Genomic DNA, 17,151 nt, shown 5'->3' with positions numbered 1-17,151 from the left:
ATAATACATTTGTATTATAAGGAGTGACAGAAATTCTCGTTACCCTGAATCCCCAATCACCAGCAATAACAGATAACTGAAGCAGACTAATTGATTAGTGTGTAGATGTGTGACAAAAATTTGAGAAAAAGGCAATCCTCGTCTTGTAGTGTTTTTTGTAACGACACAGAGAGCGCAGTCCCTAAATCTAATACACTATATACGTAATTTGCCTATATTTTTTTTACCTATGGTTCATAGTCCTGACTTACTCGCCGACCTCTACAACGCTTTTAACCCCTTTGAACCGTTACAAGCAAACGATACAAGATATGTAGATTGTCAAGATGTGCGAGGAGATGCGGATATTTTGAATGAGTTGGGAAATCGAATCAAGCTGGCGAGTACAAATACTTATCAATTGTATACAGGTCATCGAGGTGCAGGAAAATCGACTGAACTACTCAGGTTAAAGAAATATTTAGAAAATCGGCAAGTTTATGTAGTGTATTTTGCAGCTGATGAAGAGGATATTGATTCAGAAGATGCCCAATATACAGACATACTCCTCGCCTGTACTCGGCGATTGCTCAAAGATTTAAACAAAATTGCTAATCCTAGTCCTATTCTCGATTGGCTAAAAAACTGCTGGGAAGATTTAAAAGATTTAGTGCAGACTCCCGTAGAGTTTGAAAATATGTCAGTAGAGATGCAACTTTCCCAGTTTGCCAAACTGACGGCAAATTTAAGAGCAGTTCCCCAGTTACGCCAGCAAATTCGCCAAAAAATTAATCCCCGCACTGTCACGTTAACTCAGGCGTTGAATGTGTTTTTGGCAGATGCGAAACGAAATTTACCCAACGGCTACACTAAACTGGCGGTAATGGTCGATAACTTAGACCGGATGGTGTTAGTTAAAGATGGCGACAACACCAACTATGAGGAAGTCTTTTTAGACCGCAGTGAACAACTCAAAGCGTTGGATTGCCATTTAATTTATACTCTCCCCATTTCAATGGTTTATTCTAAAAGAGCCACAGACTTGAGAGATATCTATGGTGATTGCTTGCTTTTACCGATGATTATGGTGAAGACACCTGATGAGGAAGTTTATCAGCCGGGACTGAATAAGGTGAAAGAAGTAATTAGCAAGAGAATCCGACAAATAGCACCAGAATTATCACTAGAAAAAGACATTTTTGATAATTCCCTGATATTAGAAAAACTCTGTTTAATGAGTGGAGGTCACGTCAGGAATTTGCTATTGTTAACTCAAGATGCCATTGGACGGACTGAAGAGTTACCGATTACTGAAAATGCGGTTAAGCGAGCAATTACTCAAGCTAGAGATACCTATCGCCGCGCCGTGGAAAATCATCAATGGTGTCTGTTAGCAGAAGTTTCCCGTTCTAAGCGCATTATTAATGATGACCAATATCGCAGCTTGATGTATAACCGTTGTCTATTAGAATATCGCTATCTAGATGATGAAGGAGAGATACAGCGTTGGTATGATATTCATCCATTGATTCAAGGCATACCAGAATTTAAAGAAGCTGTAGCAAAACTTCTATGAACTCAAATTTAGATGCTTGGGATGACGATTTACCCCCTGAACCGGAAGCAGCCTATCAAGATTTGGTTCGCGCATTGAAGCGAAAATCAGGTTTTGGTTTATATTTTGTACAATGCACACCCGTAGAAGCAGACCGTTTAATTACCAAACTTCCCCAGGATATTCCCCAGAAACATATAGAGGCTTTGCACTTAGTTGAATCGATTGATAATTTATATCAGCGAGTGACTGAGTTTGTCAAAGATAAGCAAGTTGATATTTTATTGATTAAAGGTCTGGAATATTCTTTATATAAGTATGAGAAAAGAACTTTTGGCGCAATTACAGAAAGTAAATTTAGTGATTTAGTGAGTGTTCCCCATATTTTAAATCATCTAAATCAACAACGGGAACGCTTTAGAGACGATTTACCATTTTGTTTTGTATTTCTTTTGCGGTCATTTTCTATCAACTATTTAATTCACCGCGCCCCAGATTTTTTTGATTGGCGTTCGGGAGTATTTGAATTACCAACTACTCCAGAATTGCTGGAACAAGAATCAACTCGTCTACTAGATAAAACAGATGATGCGGAATATTTGAAACTCAGCCCCGAAGAAAAGATAGAGAAAATCTTGGAAATTCAAGACTTGCTGGCAGAAATACACCAGACAGAAAGTCATAGGGCTAGTTTACTACGTGAACTGGGTAGGTTATTAGATTCTGCTGATGAATATGAAGCAGCACTAGCTGCCTATGACAAAGCCTTGTCCATCCAACCTGATTACCACTTCGCTTGGAACAACCGGGGGAATGCGCTACGGAATTTAGGACGCTATGAAGATGCAATCGCCTCATATAACAAAGCCTTGGAAATTCAACCTGATTTCCACTTCGCTTGGAACAACCGGGGGAATGCGCTACGGAATTTAGGACGCTATGAAGATGCAATCGCCTCATATAACAAAGCCTTGGAAATTCAACCTGATTTCCACCAAGCTTGGAACGGTTGGGGGAATGCGCTAGGGAATTTAGGACGCTATGAAGATGCAATCGCCTCATATAACAAAGCCTTGGAAATTCAACCTGATTACCACCAAGCTTGGTACAACCGGGGGATGACGCTCAAGGATTTAGGACGCTATGAAGATGCGCTCGCCTCACATAACAAAGCCTTGGAAATTCAACCTGATTACCACTTCGCTTGGAACAACCGGGGGATGGCGCTCCAGGATTTAGGACGCTATGAAGATGCGCTCGCTTCCCATAACAAAGCCTTAGAAATTCAACCTGATTACCACTTCGCTTGGAACAACCGGGGGATTGCGCTAGGGAATTTAGGACGCTATGAAGATGCGCTCGCTTCCTATAACAAAGCCTTAGAAATTCAACCTGATTACCACCAAGCTTGGTACAACCGGGGGAATGCGCTAGGGAATTTAGGACGCTATGAAGATGCGCTCGCTTCCTTTGACAAAGCCTTAGAAATTCAACCTGATTTACACCAAGCTTGGAACGGTCGGGGGAATGCGCTAGGGAATTTAGGACGCTATGAAGATGCGCTCGCTTCCTTTGACAAAGCCTTAGAAATTCAACCTGATTACCACTTCGCTTGGAACAACCGGGGGATTGCGCTAGGGAATTTAGGACGCTATGAAGATGCAATCGCTTCCTATGACAAAGCCTTGGAATTTCAACCTGATTACCACCAAGCTTGGAACAACCGGGGGATTGCGCTCCAGGATTTAGGACGCTATGAAGATGCAATCGCTTCCTATGACAAAGCCTTGGAATTTCAACCTGATTACCACCAAGCTTGGAACAACCGGGGGATTGCGCTCCAGGATTTAGGACGCTATGAAGATGCGCTCGCTTCCTTTGACAAAGCCTTAGAAATTCGACCTGATTTACACCAAGCTTGGAACAATCGGGGGAATGCGCTCAAGGATTTAGGACGCTATGAAGATGCGCTCGCTTCCTATGACAAAGCCTTGGAATTTCAACCTGATTTCCACTCCGCTTGGTACAATCGGGGGAATGCGCTCAAGGATTTAGGACGCTATGAAGATGCGCTCGCTTCCTATGACAAAGCCTTGGAATTTCAACCTGATTACCACTACGCTTGGAACGGTCGGGGGATTGCCCTACGGAATTTAGGACGTTATGAAGATGCAATCGCTTCCTTTGACAAAGCCTTGGAATTTCAATCTGATTTCTACTACGCTTGGAACGGTCGGGGGAATGCGCTCAAGGATTTAGGACGCTATGAAGATGCGCTCGCTTCCTTTGACAAAGCCTTGGAATTTCAACCTGATTACCACTACGCTTGGAACGGTCGGGGGATTGCGCTAGGGAATTTAGGACGCTATGAAGATGCAATCGCCTCATATAACAAAGCCTTGGAATTTCACCCTGATTACCACTACGCTTGGAACGGTCGGGGGATTGCGCTAGGGAATTTAGGACGCTATGAAGATGCGCTCGCTTCCTTTGACAAAGCCTTGGAATTTCACCCTGATTTCCACTCCGCTTGGTACAACAAAGCTTGCTGTTATGCACTTCAAGGTAATATTGAGCAGACATTAGAAAAGCTACAACACGCAATCCATCTAAGTCCTGACAAATATCGAGAAATGGCAAAAACTGACTCAGATTTTGATAGCATTCGTGAAGATGAGCGGTTTCAAATGTTGATTCAAGGATAGTGATGTACAGATACCGGACATAACCGCCCACAGCTAAGGTGCAAGCTCCCTTAGTCAAATTAATCAGGATGAAATTTGCCACGCAAGCAACAAGGTTGCTGTTTAGATAATTACTGAAGAGTTAGACTGATTCTGAGGACGCAAGTAAACAAGATCACAGAGAGTTATCTGGTTTTTGTGCTACCAGATTCTTCAAGCTTATTAATGCGGTAATCTTGCATCTGATTGGCGGCCTTAAGTTCTTGCCGGATCATTCTCATCTCAGATTCGATTTTGGTGAGCTTTCCCCCGGCACTAAAGCCACCACTGAGTAAATAAAGTCCTGCTTGAGTAACTATAGTTACAAGTGTAACAAGCATTCCAATTCGTTCAGTTGTCATTACAAAATTATTTATAAAGCATCAATTTTTGATTCAATTCTTGCTAAATCAGATTGAATATTAAAAGTCAAATTTTCGGTAGAGTCGCCCTCAGTTAAAACTGGAACTGTAATAAGTAGAATGGGTGCAAAAGCAGTGCCAGCACCCAAAGTTACAGCATTATTTGAAATTGAGTAACCCAGTTGGCAGAATTACCCAGTTGCAAAACTGGGTTACTCATAAATTAAGCAAATGTAGCTTTTCTGCGTCCAGCGACTTGCTCAATTGTTCCCTTAACAGTACCAGCAAGTTTGTACTGTTTATCTTCTAATTTACCTTCGGTAGTCTCACCAAAAATGCCTTGAAGCTTACCGCGAACAACAAGTAAATGAGAAGATTTACGCTTACCCCCAGAATCCTTATATCGAATACCAATGCGCCAGACAATGCCAGTACGCATTAGTTCCTTCACAGGAATAATTTCTTCATCACCTTTAGGGTCTGCTACTTTTTCAATTCCGGTCTGAGCTTTCAAACCTTCATAAGCATCAGAAGTCTTGATGTAGTAAAAATCGTTTGTACCTGCGCCAAACGTAACTTTATGTAAAACAGGAAGTGCCATATTTTTAATTTATCCTTATGCGATGGTTGATAAATGAATTAACCTAATCTCATCCGGCGCTGAATGTTCGTTGTCCGAACATCGACACCACCAACTTTTTTAGACAATAATCCACCCATCGCACTAGCAAATTTAGCAGCGACACAAAGAACGCTCTTAACCTTTTTATTTTCCAATCGGCAGCGAATACGAACTAAGTCGCCAGACTGAATAAATTGATTGACGTTGACTTTACCAGCGTAGTCAGTATTGTCTGGAGAAGGTGCTTTTTCTATGCCAACAACTGTTTTGATATCGTTGTATATATCAGGCAACATTGCCGCATACTTTTTACCTTCAATTGTGATGATATGAGGTACTCTCGCCATAATCTTTTTAAATGTCGATTTCCCCAAATCTAGCTGCTTTTATGAATGTTTTTAGACCGGAAGGGTTAAGGCTCCGGGAAATTAATCATTATTTGATGATGTGCCACGGAAATATTTAACCCATTGAGGTTTAGCGTTTTTAGTGCCTGTGGGGTAATAGTCACATCTGAATAACTTTACGTTAATTTCTTTAAGTGGTTGTCCTTTGCGTTGACCAATTTTCTCAAAAGAACCTTCTAAGAAGTTTTGATGAATTTTTGATTTTATTTCGGTTAACATTCGCTCGGCTTCTTCTTTACTTTCAGCATTTACAAAAGCCTTACTGTTATCTTTGAGAGTTAATATGCCTTCCCAACTGCCTTTTTTATAGGTTGGTAAAGGTGGATTGTTTACATTAGGTGGCTGGTCACTGGCTGGATGTGGCATTGTGATTGGGTAGTAATCATCACCTAATGAGCCATCTTGTTTAACTTCTCTAAATAAACAAATTAATTGGGGAATGTGACCATCAACCGGAATTTGATATCTCTCAGGTAATGAAGCGATTGCATTACATTCTTGTTCTTGCTGATTTCGAGCTAAACATAATTCAGCCGCTTGTTTAGCATTTTCTATATGTAATTGAGCCGATTGTCTAGCTTGATTAATATTAGTCGCAAATACTTCAATGATAGTATAAGAAGTCTTTGGCTCCCATTTATTTGTCTCTTCATTAAACTTACAGGATGTAATGGGAATATCTAAAGCAAATGTCTGCTCTTTAATGGTTTGAACCATTAATTTCTTAATAGTTCTGTAATCAATACTAGGGCTTTTTGGACAGCAACTCATTCTGCAACATTCCTTGTCTGGTGGTGGTGCTGGTGGTGGTGCTTCTGGTGGCGGTGATTTATCTGGGTATGGTTCAGGAATATAACAGCCTATCTTTTCACTTTCTGCTGTTCGGAAATCAAAAGCCTCTCCTTTTATTGATAATCCTAAATTTGCATCTAAGCTATTAAGTATTGACCCAGGTTTAACACCTTCATTGAATAAAGCAGTTTGTGTATAAACCTGATAGTAAGGAAATTGCAACTCACCGCTAGAACCATCAATATTAAGCTTTACATCTCCCCCAACAATAAGAGCGTAAGAAATGCCGTTATCTTCAACTAGTTGGGGAAAATTACCACCACCAAAACTAATCAATATTTCTTCATTGCTTCTAGCTTCATCAGGGAATCTAACTTTCCATGCACTAAAAAATTCATCAATTGATGATTGCTCAAACCCCAATGAACCATCATCATTAGATTTTGATTTACCAACAAATGCAACACTTACAGTTCCACCACCACATTTAGATAAATCCATATCTCGGATTTTATCTGATAGTGTTTTTGGCTTAGATGTGGGTTTTGATGTTGGCTTGGGTTGGGGTTTGGGTGGTGGTATTGGATCTGGTTTTGGAAATGGGGGAATCTCAGGGAATTCAATATCCCACTCAGGAATTTTAAATTCTGGTATCTCGAATTTAGGGCGATTCTTCCAAAGTTCTTCTCTAGTTCGCTTTAGTCCGTCTGTTGCGTCTTTTGTAATGTTCCTAAGTTCGTCGCCTACTTTCTGCCCTAAACCATAAGATAAATCTTCCGTTCCTGAGCGTTTAAACCTTAACTGCTCATTAGCTACATTTTTTCCTTGGAAGCCATCAAGTAAGCCATCAATTAAAAATCCGCCATTATATGCAAGTTCAGCAAAAGCTTGATCACGCGAGTAACTTTGTCCGGCGATCAGTCCAGCCGTACCATTATTTTTAATACTCCAAACTTGGGAATCATAACGTCTACCACGTTCTGCATAAACAGTATCAACGCCTCGGTTTTTGGGAGTTAAATCAATGGTGTTCCAGTTGCCATCATTACGAAGGTTTGTCTGTCTGGGTGGTAGGTTATGCGGTTGAGCGTAAATATTACTACTCTTAGTAGATATAGTTAGAGTAGAAGTTGTATTGGCAGAATTTTGCTGTAATTCTGGTGGCGCTTTTGGAATATTTAAAAATGGATTCGGCTTAAAATCATTTAGTCGCGTAGGTTCGGCGTAGGTTGCATCAGCCATGCTAAATTAATTCCAAATAGCCACTTTCAATAAAAATTGATTCATTCGCCACAGATGCTGAGGCTCTGATTAATATTGTTTGTTCTTGGGAGAAATCAGCGAAGCTATTAATAGAACTACCGCTATTAGAAGAAAATCCACCAAGTCCAAGAGCATTAGTTCTAGGCTGACTTAATGAGCCATTAAACGATATGGCTTTACGGAAGGGATACCATGTATTTTGGGCTGGGTTAATAGTAGTTAGCATGATGCCATTACAGCTAACATAAAAAGTTCTTGTATTAGTAGTATTCGAGCCTTGAAAATCTACATAGAGTTTAAGAATACTATCAATAGAACAAGTACCCGCTGGAATAGTAATTGTATATAGTGTTGTCGTTGAAGTCCCAATAGTAAAATTTTGTGCCTGAGTTGTTTTCCAAAGAGTACGCGGTCTGGAAATACTATTGATGCTATCAATAGAAGCTTTTAACTGTTCTAGGTTTTTGGTTGGGTAATCTGTCCATGCAGTTTTACCAGTTATTTTTTTGACAAGATGAGCAAGACTTTTTGTAATTTGTACTAAATTCAGCGTAGTGTCGTAACTAGCAGGAAAATCATTATCGTCAACAGTAATCGGCATACTACGCACCTAATAAATCGTTAATACTATTAATGCTTGTTTGTAATGTAGAGATAGCACTATTAATTGATGAAAGGTCAATTACACTACTAGAACTAGTGCCGTTATTAATAATCGTTGTACTTTCTAATTGTGTTTCTGGTGCTTCTTCAACGACTGTACCCAGAAGAATAAGCCTATCTTCACCTGACAATAAACCATATCCAGCATCACGCATTTGATAACTCAATATCGTATCTGGAGCAATATCAAATGTGCCGTTACTGGTTAGGTAAGGCAACAAATCAACGTAATAGTAAGGGCGTTGATTAAATAAATAAATATCTGCAATCTTAATTAGTGGTGTGTTATTTGTCCTGGCATAAAAGCACAAGCATTTTTTAGCATTACCTGTAAATGTTTCTTCTGTAGCTGTAGCTATTTCAGTATCACTCGCCAAACTATCAACTGGAAGAGAAACGAGTGAACTAATACTAGTAATGTCAATTGTTAAACGCAGGGAGGTAATAAAACCACTGTATCTAAAATTATTTTGAACATCTTCAGGTGATAACCATCCAGGCTGGTAAAAATCAACTACTCCTGTGGTGTTCTCTGCGTTAATTTCTCGCAATACGTTGACATTGCGAAATATGCTTTTTTTATCAGCCATTTAGTTAGAAACCCCACTAATACCACTTGTGGCTAGTGGGGTTTTTACAACTATTTGGGCTGATTGTTGTACATACCCGTTTACCGCTGTACCACTAACTAGTTGAGGGAATGCAGACAATCTTTCGCCAATTGTTTGACCTACGTTGACGGTTGTTTGTGCAGCATTGGCAATTTTTAGTAATTCAAATAATGTTTCAACTACACCACTGGCAGATTTAGCCGTCACAGGATTTGCTAGTAGTGCGGAAACTTTAATCATTACGCCGTGTGTTGGGTCGATTTGTATCAGGTCGCTTAGAGTCGAGGCTGTTTCTATCTGCTGCCAAGTTAAATCTGTAATTTGCGCCATGAAGCAAAATTTATTTTGTTGTGATAAATCTATTTTGTTCGGCTTTTAATTAACCGTAAATCTTCCAGTTTTATGTAGAAGTGGTATATACGCTGATGGCGTGTAATGCTTGTGAATAATAGGATTGAGCAAATATTTACTATTAGTGAATATCTACAAAATTCTGCTTTTACCTCTTATTTAGGTAAAAGCAGAATATCTAAAGTTCGGTTTACTATGGCTAAAAATAACAGATTTGGAAAAGCAGCTGTTATCAGTGACAGTGATTTTGTAAAACTTCGCAAGCAAATTAAAACTGATAAGTATAAATTGCTTTTAGACCTTGGTTGGTATACGGGTGAGCGATGGGGTGCGCTGATTAAGTTGAAAGTCAGCGATGTTTATGACAAAAACGGGAAGCCTAAAGATGTGCTGGTTTTTCCGGCCATCATTCGCAAGCATCGACCTGACGGCACTGCTGACACGGTAGAAATTGCAGTACATGAAAATTTAGGCGAATCTCTCTCTAGGTTCCAGCCTGGGGACAGTGTGTGGTTGTTCCCTTCTCGGTGTGGCACAAAACCTATAACTTGGCGCAATGCCTACGATATCCTCAAACGAGCAGCAGAGAAAGCGGGAATGGGGACTAAGGGAATCTCAACTCACACTACCCGCCGGAGCCTAGTGAACCGACTACGGAAAAACGGAGTTGACAAGGCCGTGATTCGCAAAATCACCGGACACCGTGACAACAAAGGCTTAGACCCCTATTTAGAAGTTGATATTGATGAAGTGAGGGCGGCGATCGCTACTTTATGAATAACCCCAAAACATTGTTGAAAATTCAAATTTTCTACATCAAACTACAAGCGGGTCAAATTAACAATCCTCATGATTTAGCTATCGCACTTGAAACACTCGCTAACTTGGCTTGGGATGATGTCGATGAACTTTACCCACAGTCGATGCTGCCGTGACACAATAGCAACTAAATAACTCTACTGAGTAACATCTAACTGTGCGATCGCACAACTTCAACGTGATCGCATTTTTCATCCTCTACAATCAAGCTGAAATATTCATTTTTTGCGATCGCTCTCCTGACGCTGTGCGATCGCATTTTTCATTGAGACTTAATGCTATCTACTAGCAATAAAATTTTTGCTTTTAAACACTTTTCATGTATGAAGCAACGAAAAATCAATACTTTCAGTATGGACAGCAGCTTCCTAAAAAATGGCGATCGCCCAAACTACCTTATTGAGAATGCTTGACACTAGGAGTATAGGAGACTTAGCGCCAGGAGCGAATTAGTTTTTCAATGTCGGCGGGTGATTGACCATCGGCTATGGCCTCCTCGATGTGCTGTTTTCTGCCAATGGCGATCGCACTTTTGATATTGCCGCCGGGAATATGAATATGGTGCAGTTTCCGTCCCTCCATCCACAGGTAACGGTAATAGTAATGTTCTGTGCCGTATCTAGTTACGGTGTACTTTTCTACCCAGTGTGACTGTTCTGGAGCAGATTTATTTGTGTCAGTTGTTGCTTGCTCCAGAACATTAGAATCAGGTTTTTCAGTATTAGATGTTTGCTCCAGAACAGTGTTTGTTACGGTTTCGGCTGCATCCCAACTGTCATCTTTTGCACTCTTAATTACTGGTGGTGCTGTGAACTGTTCTAAGTCAAATAGTGACAATTGTCGTTTCATAACTCACCCCAAACTTCCCAGTAACGCCACTCCAAGCAGTTGATTAACCAGCCGGGAGGATTAATTATTTGCTCCGCGGCGCTGCGGATTTTGTAAACGCCAATGGCGGCCAGTACATCATCAAGGGAGTAATTAAAGATTTTGGCGGGTTTCTCTGGGTGATAAAAAATACCTGCCTCAGAACAAACTGCGAGTATCTCCCCTTTCGCGGCTGCACTAGTAGAAGAATTGCTGCTGCTGTTAACCTCGTCTTCGACTGATTGCGGGTTTGAGGGTTGTGAAGTGAAATTTTCTTGACGGTTTTGATAATTTTTTTTCGGCTTGAGCCATTCCAGAGGTCTTGTAACTATTCGGACAATTCGCCACGTAAATTGTTTGACTAGCTGCACTACTCTCAAGTCAACGAGTTGGGCTAGGGCATTTTTGAGTGTTGGTCTGGTGTAGCCTTTGCCCCGGTGTTTAGTTACCCATTCGTTGAATTCGGCTAAGTCTGGTTCTGTTTCTTCAGCAGTTCCCTGGCGTACTAGCCACTGCCACAGAAGTTTGGCGGCGGGGACAATTTTGTTTTCTAGGCAGAATGCGTCGTGTTGCTCCGTCCATTGGAGCTTTTGTAATGTTTGATTTCCTGGCATAATTCGGTTAGGTAGAAATCCAAGCCACTCCGCGCGGGGTGGTTTTTAGTTTTTAAAAATTGATGGGTGTTTTACCAAGTCCACCAAATTGGTTCAGCTTCGTAGTCGTTCGGTGAGGTGCGGTCAAGGTAGCACAGTCCATCTTCTTCGTCGTAGTCTACGTTTGTCCCAAATTCCCGGTGAGGATTGTAAGGGCAGGTTGAACACCTTAGCTCGAAAACGGGTGGATTATCACAGAGTTTGGCGTTGCCACGTCTGCGTAAGTGTTTACATTTGGTCATTGGTCATTAGTCGTTAGTCATTAGTCAACTGCGATCGCTCAACTTTTGTGCTGAGTGCTGAGTGCGATCGCAGTTGCTTGGTTATTGGCGATCGCGTTTCAAGTCGTGTATTACTTTCTCTAAATACCAGTCGGCTGAATACCCTGGATTGAGATTCTGTTGTTGTTGTAGTAACCGAGAGGCAATTTCCATGTTGCCGTGTAGCAAAGTCAGTAACTCTTGTTGGAGTTTCTTGTTTGCAGGTTTGTAACTTACTGAATTTATTTGTGTTTCTCTCTTTGGCTGTTCCTTGTTTATTTGTTGTTGCAGCGATAGCTCCATCTGCCGTGTCTGCTGCATCAACCTGTCCAGATTGGATTGTTTCTGAGATACATCTCGCATCTGTTTTTCCAGTGCTGATTGTGTTTCTATGAGAGCAGCTTTTTTCTTGGCAATTTGCAGCTGCATCTCGTGTACCTCTAGTAATTTTTTCTTCAAATCGGTTAAATTTGGCATGAACTTGGATTGAATAGGTTATCAATCCAGCATCTACGGGTAGACTCGGTGCAAGCATCAGAAGATACCCGTATTTGTTGTGTTTAGACATAAGCAAACCTAAGATTGATTGAATTGGCAATCGCACAACACAGCAGCACCAACAAACGCGATCGCATTAAAAAACCGTCCTCACCTCATAGGCAAAAGACGGTTTAATCTTCGGTTTCTGATACTGTTTCCGTTTTATCCATAAAACCCTGGATTTTCTGCTCTAGCAGGTCACAGGATTTTGTAAAATCAGCTTCATTCTCTTCAGCCTCATCCAGTCTGGTTTTAAGCCGCCGCTTGTGTGCGCGTACATAGGATAGATGCGTTTCCCTAATTAGGCGAACGGCTTCTAGCACTTTTCCAGGATTAAAATCTGCTCCTGTGATAAGGGTTTCGATTCTACTAAATAGATTTTCTCCTGAGCTATCGCCCTGAATAAATCTGTCCTGGTCATGCCCATCTCCTTCGCTTTCTGGTTTATTTTTTCCCAGTCCTCGGTCGGAATGCGGACTGTTGCATTCACCAGTTCCTCTGACTGATCTACCTTTCTGGCTCTTCCCATCGTTTATTACTTTACTTTTCATGCCAATTATACGTGATTTATTTTTCTATACGTGATTTATTCCCGTTACCTCTTGACAAGAATATATCATACGTGAAAAATAAAGCTATGCGTTTTTCACGTATGAAAATAAATCGCTCCCCCCTCACATTGCTTTTATGCCCGTGAGGGCAACATCAGGAGCCACCACCGCAGCACATAGGCGAATTGCCACCGCAGCGGAAACAACCTAAAACTCACAATTCACACAGAAATTCTTTGGTGCTTCACTTCACACTTCACAGTTGCACCTATACAGTCATGTCATTTAGCTGGAGGTATAAATTTAGACGAAAAACTCAAATACAAGTAACCGAAAATTATAAGGTTTTCCACTGTTCGCCAGTGCTACACCTCACTGGCGATTCCCTTGAGCTTCTTTGATACGTAATGTCCCACACCAGCACAAGCACTTGTGTTTAGTTTGTGCTGGCTTTCTTCAAAAATTTGGATTTTACATTATGAGTTATCGCACCGACCTTAGACCGTGGGCAGTTTTCAACTGTCGTACCACAGGTAATATCTGCGTTGCTAGATTTCGCACTCGTCCAGATGCCGATGCTTACATGAGCATCTTATCCCGGCTGTCTTCCGGCAATTTTGTAGTGGCTTTTGATCAGGCCGCGGAGGTTAAAGGATAGCCGGCATTGCAAAAGGCGATTGCACTCAGGAAATGCGTTCGCCCCTGGCGTTGGCAAAGCCATCGCCTTTAAAAATCGATTCACTACTTCTGGACTAGTAAAAAATATCACAAACTTATGCAAATCAAAACTATTAGTTACGAGCGAGTTCTCAACCTAGGGAACTACGAAAATAAAAAAATGGCCTTGTTTGCCGAAGTGACCGAGGGTGAAGACCCAGAAGAGGCCATCTCACAACTGGCCGATACAGTCGAGCGCAAAATCCGAGAATCGGTCAACAGTGAGTATCAACGGCAAATGTTGAAGTTGGAAGCCGACAAAGAACGTTTAGCCGAACAAGTTACCAACCTTAAATACGAACTCAAGCAACTTGGCAAACTCAAGGATGAGCCGGAGAACCCACACATCCCTTTTGATGCTGGGGCAACTGCAACGCCCCCAAATACTGATACTCCTGACAGTTTCTAACGCTCATTTTTGATGCGATCGCAGTGAGTAGAAGTAAGCCGCTGCGATCGCGGAATTTGTACCAGATGTAAGTCTACCATGCACACCATAATCAGCACCCCATCTGTGTTTACCTGCAAAACACCCTCAGCCGGCTGGTTAAATCTCGCCCAAGTCCGGCAAGTTATGGATGACGATGACGGCCAAACAATTGTTGTCGTTTGGCACAACGGCGACACTCAAGTTTTTCATGGTGAAAATGCTCAAGCCATTCTCTCAGCATTACAAGAAGCAGCCCAACGCTGCGAGTGTAACTACCGCACCAAAAACCGGAGGTTAACATCATGACCAAACATGACACCTGGGTAAAACTCAAAAGAGGAAACCCTTACGAACCAATCATGCAACTCTTCCCCGATGGCATGATTCCCATGCGTGACCCGTTCCCCCTGGAGCGAGTCACCGGTTTTAATAACGAACAAATTGCCATGTGGATTGTCGATTTGGAGCGGTTGAGCAGTGTTCAAGCTCAAGCAATTGCACAATTAACAGCCGCAGTCAGGAATGCTGATGCTAATGATGTCGCCGCCGAAGCTGTAGCCTGTGGTGGCTTTAGCCTAACTCATAGCTGGATTGAGTCAATGGAATGTGGCCCCGAAGGCTTCCAGCGACAAACAGAACTCGCTGATTTTTTTGAAACTGCACCACAACCACCATCAGCTAAAGCTTGGCGCGATTTTTACAACAGCCAGCACGAACGATGGATTGAGGGTGATGAAGTCCCCCCGCCAATCAACAGCATTGAGGACATTGACCCCAGGTTAAGAACACCTGAACTAGAAGAACGCATGAAAATGCACCGAGTCAATCAATTTTTGGCTGATGGTAATTACTCAGTGTTTGATGTCTTAACGGGACGAGCAATGGTTGATGCTCTTAACGCCATTGACCCTAATAATACCTACTCACTTGTTGGATTTGATGACGAAGAATTTGAGGATGATGAAGTTTATGAGTAGTGAAAATCCACCAACAACTAATAATATTCCCCAACCAGATCCAACTTGGGATTACTACATAATTTGGCACAAACTATTCAAAGCCAAAAATCATTTAGATAAATTAGTTGCTGAAATTGCTCCACTTGAATATTCATCCACCGCAATAGACCAAGGAATCAACAATGATTTAGATGCAATTATTGGGATTTTAAGCGATACATATATCGATATTCCTGATGAGGATGAAGATATTAATGATAACGAATAAATAACCGCCTGATGAGGCTGTTCCTAACAGTCAATGGCTACCCTGACTCAGTAGCCGAAACGCTGGCAGTAATGCCAGCGTCGCGGGTTGAGTCGCGCAATTCACCCGCCTCTGCGGTAGCAGAGGGAAATAACACAGCAGCACGGATTTTTATTCTGAAGTGACCCCAAAGGTTTCTTTACTTCATGAATCCACTGCTGTTAATTATTTCCACCGTGCTTGAGTTTAAGAGTGAATTGTTACACTAATTTGGGTGATTCGTGACTCATTTTAGCACGGTTTTTGCTGCAAATAAATACCCAATTACTGTACCTTGAAATGAGAATATTAGGCTTAGACGTGTGTAAAAACAGCGTCGTTGCTTGGCTGCTTGATACTAACAGTGTTCCTAAAAATTTTCGGGAATACTTCAGAAAAAACAAGCGACCAAGGGATAATGACCCGCTAACTTTTAAAGCGGAAATGTCCGGTATTAACGGGCTTTTAGAACTCAAACCAGATGCAATTATTCTTGAACCAACTGGCATTCATTACAGTTGGATTTGGGCGCACATTTGCAATATTGAAGGTATAGAAGTACGTTGGGTTGGTCACGCGGAAGTAAAGCATTTCAGGATAGAAAATAAACTACCTGATAAAAATGACCAAGCTGATGCTGCGGCTCTTGCTTTATACAGTTTTACCCACTGGCAGAATGAAGAATTTTTTCTTCATTTCAATGCTGGAAATGTGGCGCGGTTAAGAGAAGCTTGGTTGCAATTGCAGTCAATTAACCGTATACAATCAGCACCGATTAATCGTGTGCGTCAGCAACTAGCTAAAGAGTTTCCTGAAGCAGCACTATCAAATAGCAGACCTGCTGATGATGGCATGGTTCCCTTGTGGGCTTGGCTTGCTGGACGAGAAAGGGAAATGAAACGTAAGACTGGTTATTATGACCGTCTCTATGCTAAATCCATTGCTCCAAAGTACGGGGTAGATATCTCTGATTTTTCCCGTACCCTGGCAAATCTGATTTGTGATTTACGTGATTGGGAAAATAAGATAACGGCTGAAATCCTGGAAATGCTTAATGAGCCTGAGTTTATGCCTTACCGAAAGGTAATGACTAGGTTTGGAATTGGCGATCGCCAACAGGCACTATTTATTTCCCAAATCTACCCGATTACAAAGTTTGAATCTCTTGGGAGGTTCAAGCGGCGGCTGGGTATGGCCAAGGATGAAGAAAGCAGCGGGGATAAGGAAGCTTACAAAACTGGTGGATCAAAACTATGCAGGGTGCAGCTGTACTTGTGGATACTAAATCGCATTGCCCCAGAACACGCCAGGCCAAAAAATGACATCGGTCAAAAATTGGGCGAGTTTTACGATGATCGTAAAAATCAATTTCAAAATAACCCAGAACTTTGGAAGCAGAAAGCTTTGGCCAAAGCACAGAAAAAAGCAATGGATGAACTCAAGCGATCGCTAAAAGAGAGTTTATTGCCTATGCTTCCCAAAGAACAGCAACCACAAATTGAAGCTGTGTTGAATTTGACATTACAAAATATGCAATTGTCACTTGATCAGTCCCTTGCTGGTAAAGCTTCATCTGTCAAAGAAAGGGAAATCAAACGGGGTTTTGGAAACTTAATCATTGCTCAAACTTCTGCTTACGGTCTAAGGCTGTTGTTCAAAGAACTAAAACAGGCTATAAAGTAGGCTTACTGCTCCCCTTATTGGGGAGTTTTAAATCATTAGTTATTAAGCTAGAGTGAAG

At 41.5% G+C, this 17,151-nt stretch carries 23 protein-coding genes; 11 read left to right on the top strand and 12 right to left on the bottom strand.

Annotation, left to right across the window (positions count from 1 at the left end):
* The first annotated feature begins 229 nt into the window (after positions 1 to 229).
* Both AC504W_RS12590 and AC504W_RS12585 read left to right on the top strand, forming a co-directional pair.
* On the top strand, positions 230 to 1,555 hold the full coding sequence (locus AC504W_RS12590) for a P-loop NTPase family protein (protein WP_494878019.1): 1,326 nt from the start codon (positions 230 to 232) through the stop codon (positions 1,553 to 1,555).
* The gene (locus AC504W_RS12585; RefSeq protein ID WP_494879633.1) at positions 1,552 to 4,239 is read left to right on the top strand and encodes a tetratricopeptide repeat protein; all 2,688 of its coding nucleotides are present in this window, start codon (positions 1,552 to 1,554) and stop codon (positions 4,237 to 4,239) included. The genes AC504W_RS12590 and AC504W_RS12585 overlap by 4 nt, the downstream gene beginning before the upstream one ends.
* 164 nt (positions 4,240 to 4,403) lie before the next feature.
* On the opposite strand, the gene AC504W_RS12580 is transcribed toward AC504W_RS12585, so the two are convergent.
* From AC504W_RS12580 to AC504W_RS12550, 7 genes are all read right to left on the bottom strand, one after another.
* On the bottom strand, positions 4,404 to 4,598 hold the full coding sequence (locus tag AC504W_RS12580) for a hypothetical protein (protein ID WP_494878015.1): 195 nt from the start codon (positions 4,596 to 4,598) through the stop codon (positions 4,404 to 4,406).
* A gap of 244 nt (positions 4,599 to 4,842) precedes the next feature.
* A complete protein-coding gene (locus AC504W_RS12575) occupies positions 4,843 to 5,220 on the bottom strand; it encodes a hypothetical protein (protein ID WP_494878013.1) in 378 nt (125 codons plus the stop codon).
* A 38-nt stretch (positions 5,221 to 5,258) separates the two neighbouring features.
* The gene (locus tag AC504W_RS12570) at positions 5,259 to 5,588 is read right to left on the bottom strand and encodes a hypothetical protein (RefSeq protein WP_494878012.1); all 330 of its coding nucleotides are present in this window, start codon (positions 5,586 to 5,588) and stop codon (positions 5,259 to 5,261) included.
* Positions 5,589 to 5,669: 81 nt separating this feature from the next.
* Positions 5,670 to 7,682 (bottom strand): hypothetical protein, encoded by a 2,013-nt coding sequence (locus AC504W_RS12565; RefSeq protein WP_494879631.1) that lies wholly within the window; start codon positions 7,680 to 7,682, stop codon positions 5,670 to 5,672.
* A gap of 1 nt (position 7,683) precedes the next feature.
* Entirely contained in the window at positions 7,684 to 8,304 is a 621-nt protein-coding gene (locus tag AC504W_RS12560) for a hypothetical protein (protein ID WP_494878009.1), read from the bottom strand.
* A gap of 1 nt (position 8,305) precedes the next feature.
* Positions 8,306 to 8,956 carry a hypothetical protein gene (locus tag AC504W_RS12555; protein ID WP_494878007.1) on the bottom strand — a complete coding sequence of 217 codons (651 nt, stop codon included), beginning with the start codon at positions 8,954 to 8,956 and terminating at the stop codon, positions 8,306 to 8,308.
* Complete coding sequence (locus AC504W_RS12550) at positions 8,957 to 9,307, bottom strand: hypothetical protein (protein ID WP_494878005.1); 351 nt, start codon at positions 9,305 to 9,307, stop codon at positions 8,957 to 8,959. It abuts the gene before it with no gap.
* Between the two features lie 216 nt (positions 9,308 to 9,523).
* On the opposite strand from AC504W_RS12550, the gene AC504W_RS12545 reads away from it, so the two are divergent.
* Positions 9,524 to 10,105, top strand: coding sequence for a tyrosine-type recombinase/integrase (locus AC504W_RS12545; RefSeq protein ID WP_494878003.1), 582 nt, complete (start codon positions 9,524 to 9,526; stop codon positions 10,103 to 10,105).
* Positions 10,102 to 10,263: a hypothetical protein gene (locus AC504W_RS12540; protein ID WP_494878002.1), complete on the top strand. Its 162-nt coding sequence runs from the start codon at positions 10,102 to 10,104 to the stop codon at positions 10,261 to 10,263. The genes AC504W_RS12545 and AC504W_RS12540 overlap by 4 nt, the downstream gene beginning before the upstream one ends.
* A gap of 316 nt (positions 10,264 to 10,579) precedes the next feature.
* Here AC504W_RS12540 and AC504W_RS12535 read toward each other — a convergent pair whose 3' ends face one another.
* The 5 genes from AC504W_RS12535 to AC504W_RS12515 all read right to left on the bottom strand — a co-directional run bounded on the left by AC504W_RS12535 (position 10,580) and on the right by AC504W_RS12515 (position 13,018).
* The gene (locus tag AC504W_RS12535; RefSeq protein ID WP_494878000.1) at positions 10,580 to 10,996 is read right to left on the bottom strand and encodes a hypothetical protein; all 417 of its coding nucleotides are present in this window, start codon (positions 10,994 to 10,996) and stop codon (positions 10,580 to 10,582) included.
* Positions 10,993 to 11,628, bottom strand: a complete 636-nt coding sequence (locus AC504W_RS12530; protein WP_494877998.1) for a hypothetical protein — start codon at positions 11,626 to 11,628, stop codon at positions 10,993 to 10,995. Before AC504W_RS12530 ends, AC504W_RS12535 begins: the two co-directional genes overlap by 4 nt.
* A 71-nt stretch (positions 11,629 to 11,699) precedes the next feature.
* Entirely contained in the window at positions 11,700 to 11,909 is a 210-nt protein-coding gene (locus tag AC504W_RS12525; protein WP_494877996.1) for a hypothetical protein, read from the bottom strand.
* A 13-nt stretch (positions 11,910 to 11,922) separates the two neighbouring features.
* Positions 11,923 to 12,495 carry a hypothetical protein gene (locus AC504W_RS12520; RefSeq protein WP_494877994.1) on the bottom strand — a complete coding sequence of 191 codons (573 nt, stop codon included), beginning with the start codon at positions 12,493 to 12,495 and terminating at the stop codon, positions 11,923 to 11,925.
* 103 nt (positions 12,496 to 12,598) lie between these two features.
* On the bottom strand, positions 12,599 to 13,018 hold the full coding sequence (locus tag AC504W_RS12515; RefSeq protein ID WP_494877992.1) for a hypothetical protein: 420 nt from the start codon (positions 13,016 to 13,018) through the stop codon (positions 12,599 to 12,601).
* Positions 13,019 to 13,496: 478 nt separating this feature from the next.
* Between AC504W_RS12515 and AC504W_RS12510 the strand changes: the two genes are divergently transcribed.
* The 7 genes from AC504W_RS12510 (at position 13,497) to AC504W_RS12480 (ending at position 17,093) form a co-directional block, all read left to right on the top strand.
* Positions 13,497 to 13,676 carry a hypothetical protein gene (locus AC504W_RS12510; protein ID WP_494876152.1) on the top strand — a complete coding sequence of 60 codons (180 nt, stop codon included), beginning with the start codon at positions 13,497 to 13,499 and terminating at the stop codon, positions 13,674 to 13,676.
* Between the two features lie 117 nt (positions 13,677 to 13,793).
* On the top strand, positions 13,794 to 14,144 hold the full coding sequence (locus AC504W_RS12505) for a hypothetical protein (protein ID WP_494877990.1): 351 nt from the start codon (positions 13,794 to 13,796) through the stop codon (positions 14,142 to 14,144).
* A gap of 78 nt (positions 14,145 to 14,222) precedes the next feature.
* Entirely contained in the window at positions 14,223 to 14,471 is a 249-nt protein-coding gene (locus tag AC504W_RS12500) for a hypothetical protein (RefSeq protein ID WP_494877989.1), read from the top strand.
* Positions 14,468 to 15,142: a hypothetical protein gene (locus AC504W_RS12495; protein ID WP_494877987.1), complete on the top strand. Its 675-nt coding sequence runs from the start codon at positions 14,468 to 14,470 to the stop codon at positions 15,140 to 15,142. The genes AC504W_RS12500 and AC504W_RS12495 overlap by 4 nt, the downstream gene beginning before the upstream one ends.
* Entirely contained in the window at positions 15,135 to 15,392 is a 258-nt protein-coding gene (locus AC504W_RS12490) for a hypothetical protein (protein ID WP_494877985.1), read from the top strand. The genes AC504W_RS12495 and AC504W_RS12490 overlap by 8 nt, the downstream gene beginning before the upstream one ends.
* Positions 15,393 to 15,403: 11 nt before the next feature.
* Complete coding sequence (locus AC504W_RS12485) at positions 15,404 to 15,556, top strand: hypothetical protein (RefSeq protein ID WP_494877983.1); 153 nt, start codon at positions 15,404 to 15,406, stop codon at positions 15,554 to 15,556.
* 154 nt (positions 15,557 to 15,710) lie between these two features.
* On the top strand, positions 15,711 to 17,093 hold the full coding sequence (locus AC504W_RS12480; RefSeq protein WP_494879629.1) for an IS110 family transposase: 1,383 nt from the start codon (positions 15,711 to 15,713) through the stop codon (positions 17,091 to 17,093).
* Positions 17,094 to 17,151 lie beyond the last annotated feature (58 nt).

Source organism: Nostoc sp. C96 (assembly GCF_059384975.1).
This window is presented reverse-complemented; position numbering and strand designations above follow the sequence as displayed.

Bases quoted from the DNA above. Each gene is read 5' to 3' on its own strand.
- AC504W_RS12590 (WP_494878019.1), top strand. From the start codon at position 230: ATGGTTCATAGTCCTGACTTACTCGCCGACCTCTACAACGCTTTTAAC.
- AC504W_RS12585 (WP_494879633.1), top strand. From the start codon at position 1,552: ATGAACTCAAATTTAGATGCTTGGGATGACGATTTACCCCCTGAACCG.
- AC504W_RS12580 (WP_494878015.1), bottom strand. From the start codon at position 4,598: ATGCTTGTTACACTTGTAACTATAGTTACTCAAGCAGGACTTTATTTA.
- AC504W_RS12575 (WP_494878013.1), bottom strand. From the start codon at position 5,220: ATGGCACTTCCTGTTTTACATAAAGTTACGTTTGGCGCAGGTACAAAC.
- AC504W_RS12570 (WP_494878012.1), bottom strand. From the start codon at position 5,588: ATGGCGAGAGTACCTCATATCATCACAATTGAAGGTAAAAAGTATGCG.
- AC504W_RS12565 (WP_494879631.1), bottom strand. From the start codon at position 7,682: ATGGCTGATGCAACCTACGCCGAACCTACGCGACTAAATGATTTTAAG.
- AC504W_RS12560 (WP_494878009.1), bottom strand. From the start codon at position 8,304: ATGCCGATTACTGTTGACGATAATGATTTTCCTGCTAGTTACGACACT.
- AC504W_RS12555 (WP_494878007.1), bottom strand. From the start codon at position 8,956: ATGGCTGATAAAAAAAGCATATTTCGCAATGTCAACGTATTGCGAGAA.
- AC504W_RS12550 (WP_494878005.1), bottom strand. From the start codon at position 9,307: ATGGCGCAAATTACAGATTTAACTTGGCAGCAGATAGAAACAGCCTCG.
- AC504W_RS12545 (WP_494878003.1), top strand. From the start codon at position 9,524: ATGGCTAAAAATAACAGATTTGGAAAAGCAGCTGTTATCAGTGACAGT.
- AC504W_RS12540 (WP_494878002.1), top strand. From the start codon at position 10,102: ATGAATAACCCCAAAACATTGTTGAAAATTCAAATTTTCTACATCAAA.
- AC504W_RS12535 (WP_494878000.1), bottom strand. From the start codon at position 10,996: ATGAAACGACAATTGTCACTATTTGACTTAGAACAGTTCACAGCACCA.
- AC504W_RS12530 (WP_494877998.1), bottom strand. From the start codon at position 11,628: ATGCCAGGAAATCAAACATTACAAAAGCTCCAATGGACGGAGCAACAC.
- AC504W_RS12525 (WP_494877996.1), bottom strand. From the start codon at position 11,909: ATGACCAAATGTAAACACTTACGCAGACGTGGCAACGCCAAACTCTGT.
- AC504W_RS12520 (WP_494877994.1), bottom strand. From the start codon at position 12,495: ATGTCTAAACACAACAAATACGGGTATCTTCTGATGCTTGCACCGAGT.
- AC504W_RS12515 (WP_494877992.1), bottom strand. From the start codon at position 13,018: ATGAAAAGTAAAGTAATAAACGATGGGAAGAGCCAGAAAGGTAGATCA.
- AC504W_RS12510 (WP_494876152.1), top strand. From the start codon at position 13,497: ATGAGTTATCGCACCGACCTTAGACCGTGGGCAGTTTTCAACTGTCGT.
- AC504W_RS12505 (WP_494877990.1), top strand. From the start codon at position 13,794: ATGCAAATCAAAACTATTAGTTACGAGCGAGTTCTCAACCTAGGGAAC.
- AC504W_RS12500 (WP_494877989.1), top strand. From the start codon at position 14,223: ATGCACACCATAATCAGCACCCCATCTGTGTTTACCTGCAAAACACCC.
- AC504W_RS12495 (WP_494877987.1), top strand. From the start codon at position 14,468: ATGACCAAACATGACACCTGGGTAAAACTCAAAAGAGGAAACCCTTAC.
- AC504W_RS12490 (WP_494877985.1), top strand. From the start codon at position 15,135: ATGAGTAGTGAAAATCCACCAACAACTAATAATATTCCCCAACCAGAT.
- AC504W_RS12485 (WP_494877983.1), top strand. From the start codon at position 15,404: ATGAGGCTGTTCCTAACAGTCAATGGCTACCCTGACTCAGTAGCCGAA.
- AC504W_RS12480 (WP_494879629.1), top strand. From the start codon at position 15,711: ATGAGAATATTAGGCTTAGACGTGTGTAAAAACAGCGTCGTTGCTTGG.